Here is a 14,107-nt window from a genome sequence, read left to right as displayed (position 1 = left end):
CCGAGAGGAGCGAGTGCTGCCGAGCTTAAGCTTGAGTGGCGTACTTGGCCAGGCGTGGGTCGTTTTTCAGCACGGCCAGGGTGTTGGTATGCACGTCTTCGGCAGTTACGTCAGCTTTGCTGAAGATCTGCTGGAAGTGCTCGTGGGTCACAGCGGAGAAGTGCGCGCGGTCTTCCGGCGCCACGCCCAGTACCACGGCGTAGGTGGTCAGCGCTTCGCCCTGACCCTTGGCCATGTCTTCGGACAGCTCGTTCATCATCCCATTCATGGCCAGCCAGGACTTGCCGCCGTAGGTCAGTGCCGCGTTGGTCGAGCAGCCGTTGGTGCCGGAGGTCATGCCGAAGGTTGCGTTACCGGACGTGCCGTTGGTGGTGGATGCCAGGAAGTGTGCCGGAGTGCCACGCTGACCTTCGAACAGCATGTTGCCCCAGCCGCAATCCGGACCGCCCGGCGCCTGAGCCATGGCGTTGATGGATACAGCGGTGAAGAGAGTACCGAGAAGAATCCGTTTCATAGCTATGTTCTCTTTTATGTGCATACCGATGGACAGGGTCTGGCCCCTACAGCAGCCAGTGGGCCGGTTATTGTTCCAGCCGCGCAGTTTGGAGTTTAGGCACGATCCGAGGGTTCCGTGACATTTTGCAAAAACATTACATGTGATCGCCGTTTTACGGGGCCCGGCCCGGGGTTTTGCCGTTGGCTATGCTTTGGTCAGAGGCGCTCCTTGCCAGTCAGGTACAGGCAGCGCCAGAATGCCGCTATCTGCCCCGCCTGATGTAAGGAAGCCCGATGCCTGATCCTGTTGCTGCCAGCTTGCGTCTAGCGCCCGAAGCGCTGACCCGTCCGTTTTCCGCTGAACAGTTCAGCTTCTCTACCACCAATGATCTGGAGCCCTTCCGCGGTGTGCTTGGCCAGGAACGTGCGGTCGAAGCCTTGCAGTTTGGCGTGGCCATGCCACGCCCCGGTTACAACGTATTTGTCATGGGCGAGCCCGGCACCGGCCGGTTCTCGTTCGTCAAACGCTACCTCAAGGCCGAAGGCAAGCGCCTGCAGACCCCGGCGGACTGGGTCTACGTCAACAATTTCGATGAGCCCCGCGAACCCCGCGCCCTGGAACTGCCGTCGGGCACGGCGGGTGCGTTCATCGGTGACATCAACGGCTTGATCGACAACCTGCTGGCGACCTTTCCGGCGGTGTTCGAACACCCGTCCTACCAGCAGAAGAAAAGCGCCATCGACCGCGCCTTCAACCAGCGCTACGACCGCGCCCTGGATGTGATCGAGCGCCTGGCGCTGGAGAAGGACGTCGCGCTGTACCGTGACAGCAGCAACATCGCCTTCACGCCGATGAGCGAAGGCAAGGCCCTGGACGAGGCGGAGTTCGCCCAGTTGCCGGAAGCCGAGCGCGAGCGTTTCCACGAGGACATCTCCGGCCTTGAGGAGCGCTTGAACGAAGAGCTCGCCAGCCTGCCGCAATGGAAGCGCGAGTCCAGCAACCAGCTGCGCCACCTCAACGAAGAAACCATCACCCTGGCCCTGCAACCGTTGCTGGCGCCGCTGTCGGAAAAATACGCGGAGAACGCCGCGGTCTGTGGTTACCTGCAAGCCATGCAGGTGTATCTGCTCAAGACCGTGGTCGAGCAACTGGTGGACGACAGCAAGAGCGACGCCATCGCCCGCAAACTGCTGGAGGAACAATACGCCCCGAGCCTGGTGGTCGGGCATCCGTCCAGCGGTGGCGCGCCGGTGGTGTTCGAGCCGCACCCGACCTACGACAACCTGTTCGGCCGGATCGAATACAGCACGGACCAGGGCGCGCTCTACACCACCTACCGGCAACTGCGTCCGGGTGCCTTGCACCGGGCCAATGGTGGCTTCCTGATCCTGGAAGCGGAAAAAATGCTCAGCGAACCGTTCGTATGGGATGCGCTCAAGCGCGCCCTGCAGTCGCGCAAGCTGAAGATGGAATCGCCCCTGGGTGAAATGGGACGCCTGGCCACGGTGACCCTGACGCCGCAACACATCCCGTTGCAGGTCAAGGTCGTGATCATCGGCGCCCGCCAGCTCTATTACGCCTTGCAGGACCTGGATTCGGACTTCCAGGAAATGTTTCGCGTGCTGGTGGATTTCGACGAAGACATCCCGATGGGCGACGAGAGCCTGGAGCAGTTCGCCCAGTTGCTCAAGACCCGCACTTCGGAAGAAGGCATGGCGCCCCTGACCGCCGACGCGGTGGCGCGCCTGGCGACCTACAGCGCCCGCCTGGCCGAACACCAGGGGCGTTTGTCGGCGCGCATCGGTGATTTATTTCAACTGGTCAGCGAGGCGGATTTCATTCGCCAACTGGCCAGTGACGAAATGACCGACGCCGGCCACATCGAACGTGCGCTCAAGGCCAAGGCCACCCGCACCGGGCGTGTCTCGGCGCGGATCCTCGACGACATGCTGGCCGGGATCATCCTGATCGACACCGCAGGTGCGGCGGTGGGCAAATGCAACGGACTGACGGTGCTCGAGGTCGGCGACTCGGCGTTTGGCGTGCCGGCACGGATTTCCGCCACGGTGTACCCGGGCGGCAGTGGCATCGTCGACATCGAGCGGGAGGTCAACCTTGGCCAGCCGATCCACTCCAAAGGCGTGATGATCCTCACCGGTTACCTGGGCAGTCGTTATGCCCAGGAATTCCCGCTGGCGATCTCGGCCAGCATCGCCCTGGAGCAATCCTACGGTTATGTGGACGGCGACAGTGCGTCCCTGGGCGAGGCGTGCACGCTGATCTCGGCCCTGTCGAAGACGCCGTTGAAGCAGTGCTTCGCCATCACCGGCTCGATCAACCAGTTTGGTGAAGTGCAGGCGGTGGGCGGGGTCAACGAGAAGATCGAAGGCTTCTTCCGCCTCTGCGAAGCCCGGGGGTTGACCGGTGAGCAAGGGGCGATCATTCCCCAGGCTAACGTCGCGACCCTGATGCTCGACGAGAAAGTGCTGGCCGCCGTGCGCGCCGGGCAATTCCACGTCTATGCGGTGCGCCAGGCCGACGAAGCCCTGAGCCTGCTGGTGGGCGAGCCTGCCGGCGAGCCGGATGAAAACGGTGAGTTCCCGGAGGGCAGCGTCAACGCCCGGGTGGTGGAGCGGCTGCGGGTGATCGCGGAGATGATCAGCGAAGACGACATCAAGGAAGCGGAAAAGGAACTGGCACAGCAGGCCTTGGCGGAGGCCAAGCCGGCTTGATATTTTCCTGAGGGCCGCAAGACGTCTGTAGAAGTCCACTGTGGGAGCGAGCTTGCTCGCGATAGCGGAGTTTCAGTCATGGTTTTCTCGACTGTCACACCGCTATCGCGAGCAAGCTCGCTCCCACACTGTTTTGTGGATTATCGCTAAAAAGCGCCACCACTTTGGCGTCAATATTCACACTGTGACCGCTCGGCGCATTCTGGTCTCGAAAAACCGTGGGGCCGGAACTTTTCTTCTATCCTCAGCTCAAGGATAACGAGAGTCATCATTGGATCGAAACAGTCTCCTCCCGAGACTGAATACCGGATCTACCGAGGGGCGCCGCCATGTCGCGCAACCTTTGCCTCACTCGTCAATGCCTGGGCCTTGTCACCCGTATCGAATGCGCCATCCGCCCGCTGGCGGGAGATACCGGTATGTGGACCTTGCTCTTCGCCGCCGGAATGGCGGGCGAACAACCCTCCGCCATCAAGGCCCAAGGGCCATTCCCCGGCCCGACTGCCGCCGAATCCATCCTCGATACCATCGTGCAAAGCCTGACCTTGCACGGCTATGAGCTGGCCGATGACCCGCAGATCTGGTCCTTGCACATGCAGGCCCAACTGCGTGAAATCAATGGAGGCCGTTGTCGCAACGTCGGCGGCTTCGAGTTTCGTCCGCTGCATTGAAAGCTGGCACCGCACGGGCAGTGGCAGTAAAGTTTTGACACAAGGCGGGGACCAGGGAGGGGCCCGGCATTTGTGGGGCTGGTCATGGCTGATATACTCGCCGCGATTTTTCAGCCCAGGTGTGAGATTCAATGGAACGCTTTATCGAAAACGCAATGTACGCCTCCCGTTGGCTGCTGGCGCCGATCTACTTCGGGCTGTCCCTCGGCCTGCTGGCCTTGGCGTTGAAATTCTTCCAGGAAGTCTTCCACGTCATCCCCAACGTGTTTTCCATGGCCGAGTCCGATCTGATCCTGGTGCTGCTGTCGTTGATCGACATGGCGCTGGTGGGCGGCCTGCTGGTGATGGTGATGATTTCCGGCTACGAGAACTTCGTTTCGCAGCTGGATATCGCCGACGACAAGGAAAAGCTCAACTGGCTGGGCACCATGGACTCTTCGTCGCTGAAGATGAAGGTCGCCGCCTCGATCGTGGCCATCTCGTCCATCCACCTGCTGCGCATCTTCATGGACGCCAAGAACGTCGATCCCGACCACCTGATGTGGTACGTGATTATCCACATGACCTTCGTGGTCTCGGCGTTTGCCATGGGCTACCTGGACAAACTGACCAAGCACTGAGGTCTGTCGACCGCGCTGATGCTACGCCCGCCTGTAGAGCCACAGGCGGGCGTTGTCGTTTCCGGCGCCGCACTTTGGCGCGAGGGCTCGTCACCCGCCGTGGCATCTGTGCTAGTCTGCTCGCCCTTTTGGTTCCGGGCGCTCCGGGATGCGCTGTGGCACACACGGCAACTTCTCGAGCCGTCCGCACAGCGGAGCAGCATCATGTCCGAAGTTAACCTGTCCACCGACGAAACCCGCGTCAGCTACGGCATCGGCCGTCAGTTGGGCGACCAACTGCGCGACAACCCGCCACCGGGTGTCAACCTGGACGCGATCCTGGCCGGCCTGACTGACGCGTTCGCCGGCAAGCCAAGCCGTGTGGGCCAGGACGAGATGTCTGCCAGCTTCAAGGTCATTCGTGAAATCATGCAAGCCGAAGCAGCCGCCAAGGCTGAAGCCGCTGCTGGCGAAGGCCGCGCGTTCCTGGCGGAAAACGCCAAGCGTGAAGGCATCACCACCCTGGCTTCCGGCCTGCAATTCGAAGTGCTGACCCAGGGTGAAGGCGCCAAGCCGACCCGTGAAGACCAGGTGCGTACCCACTACCACGGCACCCTGATCGACGGCACCGTGTTCGACAGCTCCTACGATCGTGGCCAGCCAGCCGAATTCCCGGTAGGCGGCGTGATCCCAGGCTGGACCGAAGCCCTGCAACTGATGAACGCCGGCAGCAAATGGCGCCTGTACGTGCCGAGCGAACTGGCCTACGGCGCTCAAGGCGTTGGCAGCATTCCACCGCACAGCGTGCTGGTGTTCGACGTCGAGTTGTTGGACGTCCTGTAAGACCCTGTCCGGTTTTTACAGCCGGACAAAAAACTGTGGGAGCGAGCTTGCTCGCGAAAGCGGATAGTCAGTCGACATCCTCGTTGCTGACGCACCGCCATCGCGAGCAAGCTCGCTCCCACAGGTTCTCCCACAGGTTATTTATGCTCATCCGTGGAACCTGCCGCTGAAATCACCCGTCGGGCGCAACGCCCGGGCATAGCAGAACAGGAACAGATTGCGCACCAGCTCCTTGAGCACCAGTGGCTCACTGGAATTGAGGCTGTTGAGGTCGAGGTCTCCTTGGTCCTGCAGCTCATTCAAGGCTTCTTCTTCAAGCACCGCACAGACTTCCCCGGTTTCCCGATGCAGGATCCTGAGGTAGGGATGTGGGCGGTCCAGCCAGGCATCGATCAAATAAGTCATGGTTCTCATCTCCTTGATGGGTTCGATGAGAATAATTCTTATTCGCTAAATAGCAAGTCTCTATTGGTGTTCCGATTGTTTTTCTGACGATGGGTTGTGGTAGCTCAAGACGGCTGGCACATGGCTAACGCCCGGGAAATAGGGCTGAAGCGGGGGAGGGTCAAGCGCCATCCCACACGCGGGGCATGGGATGGAATACAGCAGGATCAGACTTTTCTGACGAACTCGGATTTGAGTTTCATCGGGCCGATGCCGTCAATCTTGCAGTCGATGTCGTGGTCGCCGTCGCACAGGCGGATGTTCTTGACCTTGGTGCCGACCTTGACCACCAGTGAGGTGCCCTTGACCTTGAGGTCCTTGATCACGGTGATGGTGTCGCCGTCCTGCAGGACGTTGCCGACCGAATCTTTCTTCACAGTGTCGTCGGACGCCGCTTCAACTTCGCCGCTGGCGGACCACTCGTGGGCACACTCCGGGCAGACCAGTTGGGTGCCGTCTTCGTAGGTGTATTCGGAATTGCATTTCGGGCAGGGAGGCAACGTGCTCACTAAGGTTCCTTGGGTATCAGGAGGGCAAAAGGGCGCACATTGTATAGGGTTTTGTTACGAGATGGGTGATGCGGGGCTTTTGTGGCGAGGGAGCTTGCTCCCGCTGGGCTGCGAAGCCGCCCCAATTGGATTGCTGCGATCATTCAGTTGGATCGCGTCAGCCGGTTTTACGACGGCTGCGCCGCCGAGCGGGAGCAAGCTCCCTCGCCACAAAAGCTCGCCGTTTTCATGCGATCAGTGCGTACGGGCGACCGCAAATTCGCTCAGTTCCACCAGCGCATCGCGGTATTCGCTGGCTGGCAGGGCATCGAGGCATTTGATTGCGCGGGCGACGTAGTCCCGGGCCAGTTTCGCAGTGTATTCCAGCGAGCCGGAGGCTTCGACCGCGACACGGATGCTTTCGAGGTCTTCGATCCCGCCTTTCTGGATCGCCTGGCGTACCAGCGCCGCCTGTTCCGGCGTGCCCTCGCGCATGGTGTAGATCAGCGGCAGGGTCGGCTTGCCTTCGGCCAGGTCGTCGCCAACGTTCTTGCCCAGGGTCTCGGCGTCGCCCTTGTAGTCCAGCAGGTCGTCCACCAACTGGAAGGCCACGCCCAGGTGGTCGCCGAAGGTGCGCAGCGCTTCGCTCTGCTCGGCGCTGGCACCGGCCAGGGCCGCTGCGCTGTGGGTCGAGGCTTCGAAGAGCATCGCGGTCTTGCCGCGGATGACTTCCATGTAGGTTTCTTCCGTGGTGCTGGCATCGCGTACCTTGGACAGCTGCAGCACTTCGCCTTCGGCGATGATGCGCGTGGCCTGGGACAGGATCTTCATCACCGGCATCGAGCCCAGCTCGACCATCATCTCGAACGAGCGCGAATACAGGAAGTCGCCCACCAGCACGCTCGGGGCGTTGCCCCACATGGCGTTGGCGGTCGAACGGCCACGGCGCATGCCGGACATGTCGACCACGTCGTCATGCAGCAGGGTCGCGGTGTGCAGGAATTCGATGGTGGCGGCCAGCAGGCGCATGTCGTCGCCTTCGCGACCCAAGGCCTTGCCGCACAGCAGTACCAATAAAGGACGCAGGCGTTTGCCGCCGGCCGAAGTGATGTAGTCGCCGATTTTCGATACCAGCGGCACTCGGGAAGTCAGCTGCTTCTTGATGATGCCGTCGACGGCACTAAAATCGTCCGCCACTGCGCGGTAGAAAGCTTGGGGTTGCATCAGCGACAGGCGCTCCAGAAGGGTTGCGCGGCATGCTAGGACCCACGTCCAGGCCTGTCAAGGCGCGATAGACGGCCACTTGCAAGGCTCGACCGGCTTGCGTACAATCGCGCACCCTGAACTTCCTGGGCAGCACCTGCCTTACGCAATTGCATCCGGGCCTTCCAGCCCATGCAGCCATGCCAGCCAATACCTCTTCTTATAAAGCGCTGGGTGAGCAGGATTATCGGAGAAATACCATGTCGTACGCAGTAATTGTTACTGGTGGCAAGCAATACAAGGTCGCCCCAGGTGAATACCTGAAGATCGAAAAACTGGAAATCGCTACCGGCGAATCCGTGACTTTTGATCGCGTTCTGTTGGTCGCCAATGGCGATGACGTGAATATCGGCGCTCCAGTCGTTGCTGGCGCTACCGTTGTGGCTGAAGTGATCTCCCAAGGTCGTCACGATAAAGTCCGCATCATCAAGTTCCGTCGTCGTAAGCACCACATGAAGCGTATGGGCCACCGCCAGTGGTACACCGAGATCAAAATCACCGGTATTCAGGCTTAATTTCAGCCTAATTCCTCACTAGGAGAATTGAACTCATGGCACACAAAAAAGCTGGTGGTAGTACCCGTAACGGTCGCGACTCAGAAGCCAAACGCCTTGGCGTGAAGATGTATGGCGGCCAGAAAATCATTCCGGGCAACATCATCGTGCGTCAGCGCGGCACCCAATTCCACGCCGGTTACGGTGTTGGCATGGGTAAGGATCACACCCTCTTCGCGAAAATCGAAGGCGTGATCAAGTTCGAAGTAAAGGGCGCGTTCAACCGCCGTTACGTGAGCGTTGTCGCAGCTTAATTGCGAGATCGCTGGAAAAGCCCTGTCTTGCGACGGGGCTTTTTCGTTTGTGGGGTGAGTCTCTTGCAAAACTGTTTGTATGGGCTGTCGGCGCTGCGGTTGGGGCGTGTCATCAGGTCGCTGCGCTCATTTTTGCAAGAGTCTTATGTCTTGTTTTTTTGGCTCGTCCGTATGGCGAGAGGCGTGTGTCATGAAGTTTGTTGATGAAGTATCGATTCGAGTGAAGGCTGGCGACGGCGGCAATGGTTGCATGAGTTTCCGTCGGGAAAAGTTCATTGAAAACGGTGGTCCGAACGGTGGTGACGGGGGTGACGGCGGCTCGATCTACATGCTCGCCGACGAAAACCTCAACACCCTGGTGGACTACCGTTACACCCGGCACTTCGATGCCGAGCGTGGCTCCAACGGCGGCAGCACCGACTGCACCGGCAAGAAGGGCGAAGACCTGATCCTGCGCGTGCCGGTTGGCACCACGGTGATCGATTCGGCCACCCAGGAAGTGATCGGCGACCTGACCAAGGCCGGCCAGCGTCTGCTGGTCGCCCATGGCGGTTGGCACGGCCTGGGCAACACCCGTTTCAAATCCAGTACCAACCGCGCGCCGCGCCAGACCACGCCAGGCAAGCCGGGCGAGCAGCGTGACCTTAAGCTGGAAATGAAAGTGCTGGCCGATGTGGGCCTGCTGGGCCTGCCGAACGCCGGTAAAAGTACCTTCATTCGCTCGGTATCCGCCGCCAAGCCGAAAGTGGCCGACTACCCGTTCACCACCCTGGTGCCGAACCTGGGCGTGGTCAGTGTCGACCGCTGGAAGAGCTTCGTGATCGCCGACATTCCGGGGTTGATCGAAGGGGCTTCCGAGGGCGCCGGCCTGGGGATTCGTTTCCTCAAGCACTTGTCCCGTACCCGTTTGTTGCTGCACCTCGTCGACATGGCGCCGCTGGATGAAACCAGTGCTGCCGATGCTGCCGAAGTCATCGTCAACGAGCTGACCAAGTTCAGTCCGGCCCTAGCCGAGCGCGACCGTTGGCTGGTGCTGAACAAGTGTGACCAGATCCTTGAAGAAGAGCATGAGGAGCGGGTCAAGGAAATCGTCGATCGCCTGGAGTGGGAAGGTCCGGTCTACGTGATCTCTGCCATCGCCAAGGAAAACACCGAGCGCCTGTGCCACGACATCATGCGGTACCTGGAAGATCGTGCCGACCGCCTGGCCAACGACCCGGCCTACAAGGAAGAGCTGGCCGAGCTCGATCAACGTATCGAAGACGAGGCCCGTGCCCAGTTGCAAGCGCTGGACGACCAGCGTGCCTTGCGCCGCAGCGGCGTCAAGTCGGTCCATGACATCGGTGACGACGATTGGGACGAAGAGGATGTGGATGACGAGGACGGTCCGGAAATCATCTACGTTCGCGACTGATGCTACTCAGTTGAAACCAGGACCTGTGGGAGCGAGCTTGCTCGCGATAGCGGTGTGACAGCCGGTATCAATATTGCTGACCCCCTGCAATCGCGAGCAAGCTCGCTCCCACAGGTTCAAGTGTTTCGGCGCAGTGTTATCATCGCTGGCAAGCCGGTTTCCAAGGCGCCGCTCATTCGAGCGGCGTTTTGGTATCTGTAAAACGCAAATACGAATAATCCCATGGGCGGCGCTGGGTCGCGCCGTTCGCTGGCAAAGGTTGAAGATGATGCGGAGCAAGGTGACGGGTGCGCAGCGCTGGGTCGTGAAGATCGGCAGTGCACTGCTGACAGCGGATGGCAAAGGCCTGGATCGCCAGGCGATGGCGGTGTGGGTCGAGCAGATGGTGGCCTTGCATGAGGCTGGCGTCGAGCTGGTATTGGTCTCTTCCGGGGCTGTGGCTGCCGGTATGAGCCGCCTGGGCTGGACGTCGCGACCCAGCGCGATGCATGAGCTGCAGGCTGCCGCCGCCATCGGCCAGATGGGCCTGGTGCAGGCCTGGGAGTCGAGCTTTGCCGAGCATGGCCGCCATACGGCGCAGATCCTGCTGACCCATGACGACCTGTCCGACCGCAAGCGCTACCTCAATGCCCGCAGTACCTTGCGGGCGCTGGTGGAGCTGAAAGTCATCCCGGTGATCAACGAAAACGACACGGTGGTCACCGACGAGATCCGTTTCGGCGATAACGACACCCTGGCCGCGCTGGTGGCGAACCTGGTGGAGGCGGACCTGCTGGTGATCCTCACGGATCGCGACGGCATGTTCGATGCCGATCCGCGCAACAACCCCGATGCCAAGCTGATCTACGAAGCCCGTGCCGACGACCCGGCGCTGGATGCGGTGGCGGGCGGCACTGGCGGTGCGCTGGGTCGTGGCGGCATGCAGACCAAGCTGCGTGCGGCGCGTCTGGCGGCGCGCTCCGGCGCTCACACCATCATTGTCGGCGGGCGCTTGGAGCGGGTGCTGGATCGTCTGAAGTCGGGCGAACGCATTGGCACCTTGCTCTCCCCGGAGCGCGGCATGCTGGCGGCGCGCAAGCAGTGGCTGGCTGGGCATCTGCAAACCCGTGGCACGCTGGTGCTGGACGCCGGTGCCGTATCGGCCCTGTCCCAGGGCAACAAGAGCCTGCTGCCGGTGGGCGTGAAGCTGGTCCAGGGCAGTTTCCGCCGGGGCGAAATGGTCGTTTGCGTGGCGCCGGACGGTCGTGAGATCGCTCGCGGCCTGGCTAACTACAGCGCGCTGGAAGCGCAGAAAATCATCGGTCAGTCGTCTGATGCGATTGTCGGTCTGTTGGGTTACATGGCGGAGCCCGAACTGGTTCACCGTGACAACCTGATCCTCGTCTAAGGAAAAATCATGGGTTTGGCAAAAGGATTGATCGGCTTGCTGCTGGCCGTGCCGCTGCTGGCTTCGGCCGAAGAAATCGGTCAGGTGTCCACCGTGTTCAAGTTCGTCGGGCCGAATGACCGGATTGTGGTCGAGGCGTTCGACGATCCTAAGGTGGATGGCGTGACCTGCTACTTGTCGCGAGCCAAGACTGGGGGTGTAAAAGGCGGCTTGGGCCTGGCCGAGGATCGCGCCGAGGCGTCCATCGCCTGTCGCCAGGTCGGGCCTATCAGCTTCAAGGGTGAGCTCAAGGACGGCGAAGAGGTGTTCCGCGAACGCACTTCGTTGGTGTTCAAGACCATGCAGGTGGTGCGGTTCCTCGATAAGAAGCGCAATACGCTGGTGTACCTGGTCTACAGCGACCGGGTGATCGAGGGCAGTCCGCAAAATGCGGTGACCGCCATTCCGATCTTGCCTTGGCGTTAAATATCGACTGATGGGCGAGCCAGTCGGCTCGCTTTTTTAATGTCCATGGATGTTGTGGTGCTTTGGCGCGAAGGGATTCGTATGCGTTCGTTTTTGCTGCTGTTTGTATTGAGTTGTTCTGTTTCCGTCGGGGCCCTGGCGGAGCCGTTTTATAACGCCAAGCCCCTGGCCCATCCGCTGATAAAAAGCTCCCAGGAGAGTGGGGCGACGCTGGCGTTTATCCGCGAAGCGGAAGGTGTCGTGGGCTACTCATGCCTGTGCGATTCGCCGGATGGCGCGCCGCAGGTGCTCGACCGGTATGGCGATGCCAGTGTCGAGTCGGTGTTCTACGCCAGCCTCGACAGTGATCTCCAGACGTTGGTCGTGCTGTCCCGGGCGAAGGGGCAGTACGCCCTTCATGGTTATCGATTCGTGCCGTCTACCGGGACGTATCGCCGGCTCGAGACGCTTCAGCCGGCGCTGGATCGTATCGCTGCCAATCGCAAAGTCCTCAATGCCGCCATTGTCCAAAAGGCCCTGGGCGCGTTGCCGCCTTACGCTTACGGCGCCGTGGTGCCTGTGACCGGTATCGTTGAATTCGACACGCTCAATCCCGCTGACGGTACGCTGGTGGGCTACTTCGGTGTCGACGGGGTCCCGGCCTCGGCGGGGCAGCCGGCGGAGGATCCCCATCGCGATACCTACAAAAAGACCTTCCAGCAGCGCGAAGGGCGCTGGCTCACGCTGACGTATGAGCGCGTGTCGCCTGGGGATGAGGATGTGGGGGCTGCGTATAGCGTCAGCCGGATGGCTTGGGAAACCCGTCCGCAGCTGTACCGAGGCTCTGAGGATGGGATGGGGGCGATCATGGGGGATAGGCAGCTCTGGGCGCTGGGTTCGTATGTCCAGGGCAAGAAATCCGGTCAGTGGAAGGAGTTTGGCCCGTCGGGCGACGAGTCTACCGGCGCCTACGTGGATGGGGTGCGCCAGGGGCCGTGGGTTATCAGTGATAGGGGGACGGTTTCCAAAGGCATGATTGTCGATGACTTCTACGAGGGGCGCTGGACGATCGAGGGGTACGACGATGAGGTGCTGATGTCGGGCTTCGATACTTACAAACACGGTGATTTTGACGGGCCTTCCGAGCGTGTGCGTCATGGCGAGGTGATCCAGCGCGGCGATTTCGTGGGGGGCATGCAGCACGGGGATTGGAAAATGCCGTGGGGCGAGGGGCGTTACGTGCAAGGCGTCCGGGAGGGGCGTTGGACATTGAAGGTGGAGGGCGGTGGCGTCCAGACCGTGGATTTTGTCGCCGACAAGATGCACGGCGAGTTGCGAGAAGTGGATGCTGCGGGGGTGTTGCGGCGGGTCGAGCACTACCGAGCGGGTGTGCTGGATGGGTTGAAAGAGACCTATGCGGCGAATGGCAAGCTCACCTATTCGGCTCACTACGCCAATGGCCAGATCGAAGGGCGGGCGCTGACCTACACGGACGACGGTGCCGTGCTGCTGTCGGATATCTCCTGGCGTTACGGTTCGCGAGAGGGCGCCTTTCGTCTCTATCACCCCAATGGCCAGCCCGATACGGTGGCAACGTACGAAAAGGATGAGCCCATTGGCAACGTGCAATCATTCGACGCGAATGGGGTGTTGATCGCGGACCGCAACTATTGCCATGTACCGGATGGGCAGTACACCCGCATCAAGCTGTGCGGCAAGCAGCGCGGGGCGTTCAATAACGGCCACTTCGATTCCGAGAGTGACTACCTGTTTGGTAACGAACAGAGTGCCCGCCATACCCAGGATGGGCGCAATGTGCGGGAGGTGTTGCTGGGGCCTGATGATCGTGTGACTCGCAAGGAGTATTACCCCGGCGGTCAGTTGAAGTCCTCCGAGGCCCGGCAGGGGTTTCGGCTGATAACGGTCTATGGGCGCGAATACAAGGACTATTCGTACGCCAAGCGCGAAGGCGAGACGGTTTATTACTACCCGACGGGTGTGGTCGAGCGCCGCATGACCTTCAAGGATGACAAGATCGTGGGCTGCTACACCGGCTACGACGAGGCGGGCGTACAGAACTTCCCACCACCAGGAGGTTGCCCTCCGCCGAAGCCGGTGGTGTTCAATTTCGGCGAGTAGGGATTCTGATTTTTTTGGTCTTCCCCCTCCCAGTCAGTGTGGGCGGTTGTGGTGAGTGGAAAATTTATGCCCGCTGAAGAGCGAGTGTGGGAGCGAGCTTGCTCGCGAAGGCGGCTGCACAGTCAATATTACTGCTAGCTGACCCACCGCCATCGCGAGCAAGCTCGCTCCCACAGGGGGAGTTTGGTGGGCACAAGATGTATGCCCGCTGCAGGGGCCAGTGTGGGAGCGAGCTTGCTCGCGAAGACGGCAGTACAGTCGGCATCTCCATTACCTGACCCACCGCCATCGCGAGCAAGCTCGCTCCCACAGGGGGAATGTGGTGGGTACAAGATGTATGCCCCGCTGCAGTTCCAGTGTGGGAGCGAGCCTGCTCGCG

Annotated in this window: 14 protein-coding genes; 10 read left to right on the top strand and 4 right to left on the bottom strand. The window is 60.9% G+C overall.

The window, feature by feature from the left end:
- Positions 1 to 25 precede the first annotated feature (25 nt).
- Complete coding sequence (locus ACIPQ1_RS28125; protein WP_030140293.1) at positions 26 to 514, bottom strand: DUF3015 domain-containing protein; 489 nt, start codon at positions 512 to 514, stop codon at positions 26 to 28.
- 275 nt (positions 515 to 789) lie between these two features.
- Between ACIPQ1_RS28125 and ACIPQ1_RS28120 the strand changes: the two genes are divergently transcribed.
- The 4 genes from ACIPQ1_RS28120 (at position 790) to ACIPQ1_RS28105 (ending at position 5,341) form a co-directional block, all read left to right on the top strand.
- Complete coding sequence (locus tag ACIPQ1_RS28120; protein WP_446535114.1) at positions 790 to 3,228, top strand: Lon protease family protein; 2,439 nt, start codon at positions 790 to 792, stop codon at positions 3,226 to 3,228.
- A 329-nt stretch (positions 3,229 to 3,557) separates the two neighbouring features.
- On the top strand, positions 3,558 to 3,899 hold the full coding sequence (locus tag ACIPQ1_RS28115; RefSeq protein WP_013694243.1) for a PA4575 family protein: 342 nt from the start codon (positions 3,558 to 3,560) through the stop codon (positions 3,897 to 3,899).
- Between the two features lie 131 nt (positions 3,900 to 4,030).
- Positions 4,031 to 4,519, top strand: a complete 489-nt coding sequence (locus ACIPQ1_RS28110) for a TIGR00645 family protein (RefSeq protein ID WP_250966034.1) — start codon at positions 4,031 to 4,033, stop codon at positions 4,517 to 4,519.
- A gap of 204 nt (positions 4,520 to 4,723) precedes the next feature.
- Complete coding sequence (locus ACIPQ1_RS28105) at positions 4,724 to 5,341, top strand: FKBP-type peptidyl-prolyl cis-trans isomerase (protein WP_186709820.1); 618 nt, start codon at positions 4,724 to 4,726, stop codon at positions 5,339 to 5,341.
- Between the two features lie 147 nt (positions 5,342 to 5,488).
- On the opposite strand, the gene ACIPQ1_RS28100 is transcribed toward ACIPQ1_RS28105, so the two are convergent.
- From ACIPQ1_RS28100 to ACIPQ1_RS28090, 3 genes are all read right to left on the bottom strand, one after another.
- On the bottom strand, positions 5,489 to 5,746 hold the full coding sequence (locus tag ACIPQ1_RS28100; RefSeq protein WP_003205743.1) for a PA4570 family protein: 258 nt from the start codon (positions 5,744 to 5,746) through the stop codon (positions 5,489 to 5,491).
- Between the two features lie 206 nt (positions 5,747 to 5,952).
- Positions 5,953 to 6,294: a zinc ribbon domain-containing protein YjdM gene (locus ACIPQ1_RS28095; RefSeq protein WP_139649853.1), complete on the bottom strand. Its 342-nt coding sequence runs from the start codon at positions 6,292 to 6,294 to the stop codon at positions 5,953 to 5,955.
- A 234-nt stretch (positions 6,295 to 6,528) separates the two neighbouring features.
- Positions 6,529 to 7,497 carry a polyprenyl synthetase family protein gene (locus ACIPQ1_RS28090; protein ID WP_072346139.1) on the bottom strand — a complete coding sequence of 323 codons (969 nt, stop codon included), beginning with the start codon at positions 7,495 to 7,497 and terminating at the stop codon, positions 6,529 to 6,531.
- A 239-nt stretch (positions 7,498 to 7,736) separates the two neighbouring features.
- On the opposite strand from ACIPQ1_RS28090, the gene rplU reads away from it, so the two are divergent.
- The 6 genes from rplU (at position 7,737) to ACIPQ1_RS28060 (ending at position 13,728) form a co-directional block, all read left to right on the top strand.
- Positions 7,737 to 8,051 (top strand): 50S ribosomal protein L21, encoded by a 315-nt coding sequence (gene rplU, locus ACIPQ1_RS28085; protein WP_003176051.1) that lies wholly within the window; start codon positions 7,737 to 7,739, stop codon positions 8,049 to 8,051.
- A gap of 35 nt (positions 8,052 to 8,086) precedes the next feature.
- Positions 8,087 to 8,344 (top strand): 50S ribosomal protein L27, encoded by a 258-nt coding sequence (gene rpmA, locus ACIPQ1_RS28080; RefSeq protein WP_003176049.1) that lies wholly within the window; start codon positions 8,087 to 8,089, stop codon positions 8,342 to 8,344.
- A 190-nt stretch (positions 8,345 to 8,534) separates the two neighbouring features.
- Positions 8,535 to 9,758, top strand: coding sequence for an Obg family GTPase CgtA (gene cgtA, locus ACIPQ1_RS28075; RefSeq protein ID WP_039593902.1), 1,224 nt, complete (start codon positions 8,535 to 8,537; stop codon positions 9,756 to 9,758).
- 268 nt (positions 9,759 to 10,026) lie between these two features.
- On the top strand, positions 10,027 to 11,145 hold the full coding sequence (gene proB / locus ACIPQ1_RS28070) for a glutamate 5-kinase (protein WP_030140287.1): 1,119 nt from the start codon (positions 10,027 to 10,029) through the stop codon (positions 11,143 to 11,145).
- A gap of 9 nt (positions 11,146 to 11,154) precedes the next feature.
- Entirely contained in the window at positions 11,155 to 11,610 is a 456-nt protein-coding gene (locus ACIPQ1_RS28065) for a CreA family protein (protein WP_003205733.1), read from the top strand.
- Positions 11,611 to 11,691: 81 nt separating this feature from the next.
- Positions 11,692 to 13,728 carry a hypothetical protein gene (locus tag ACIPQ1_RS28060; protein WP_446535113.1) on the top strand — a complete coding sequence of 679 codons (2,037 nt, stop codon included), beginning with the start codon at positions 11,692 to 11,694 and terminating at the stop codon, positions 13,726 to 13,728.
- Positions 13,729 to 14,107: the final 379 nt, after the last annotated feature.

It is taken from the genome of Pseudomonas sp. LARHCG127 (assembly GCF_052871455.1).
This window is presented reverse-complemented; position numbering and strand designations above follow the sequence as displayed.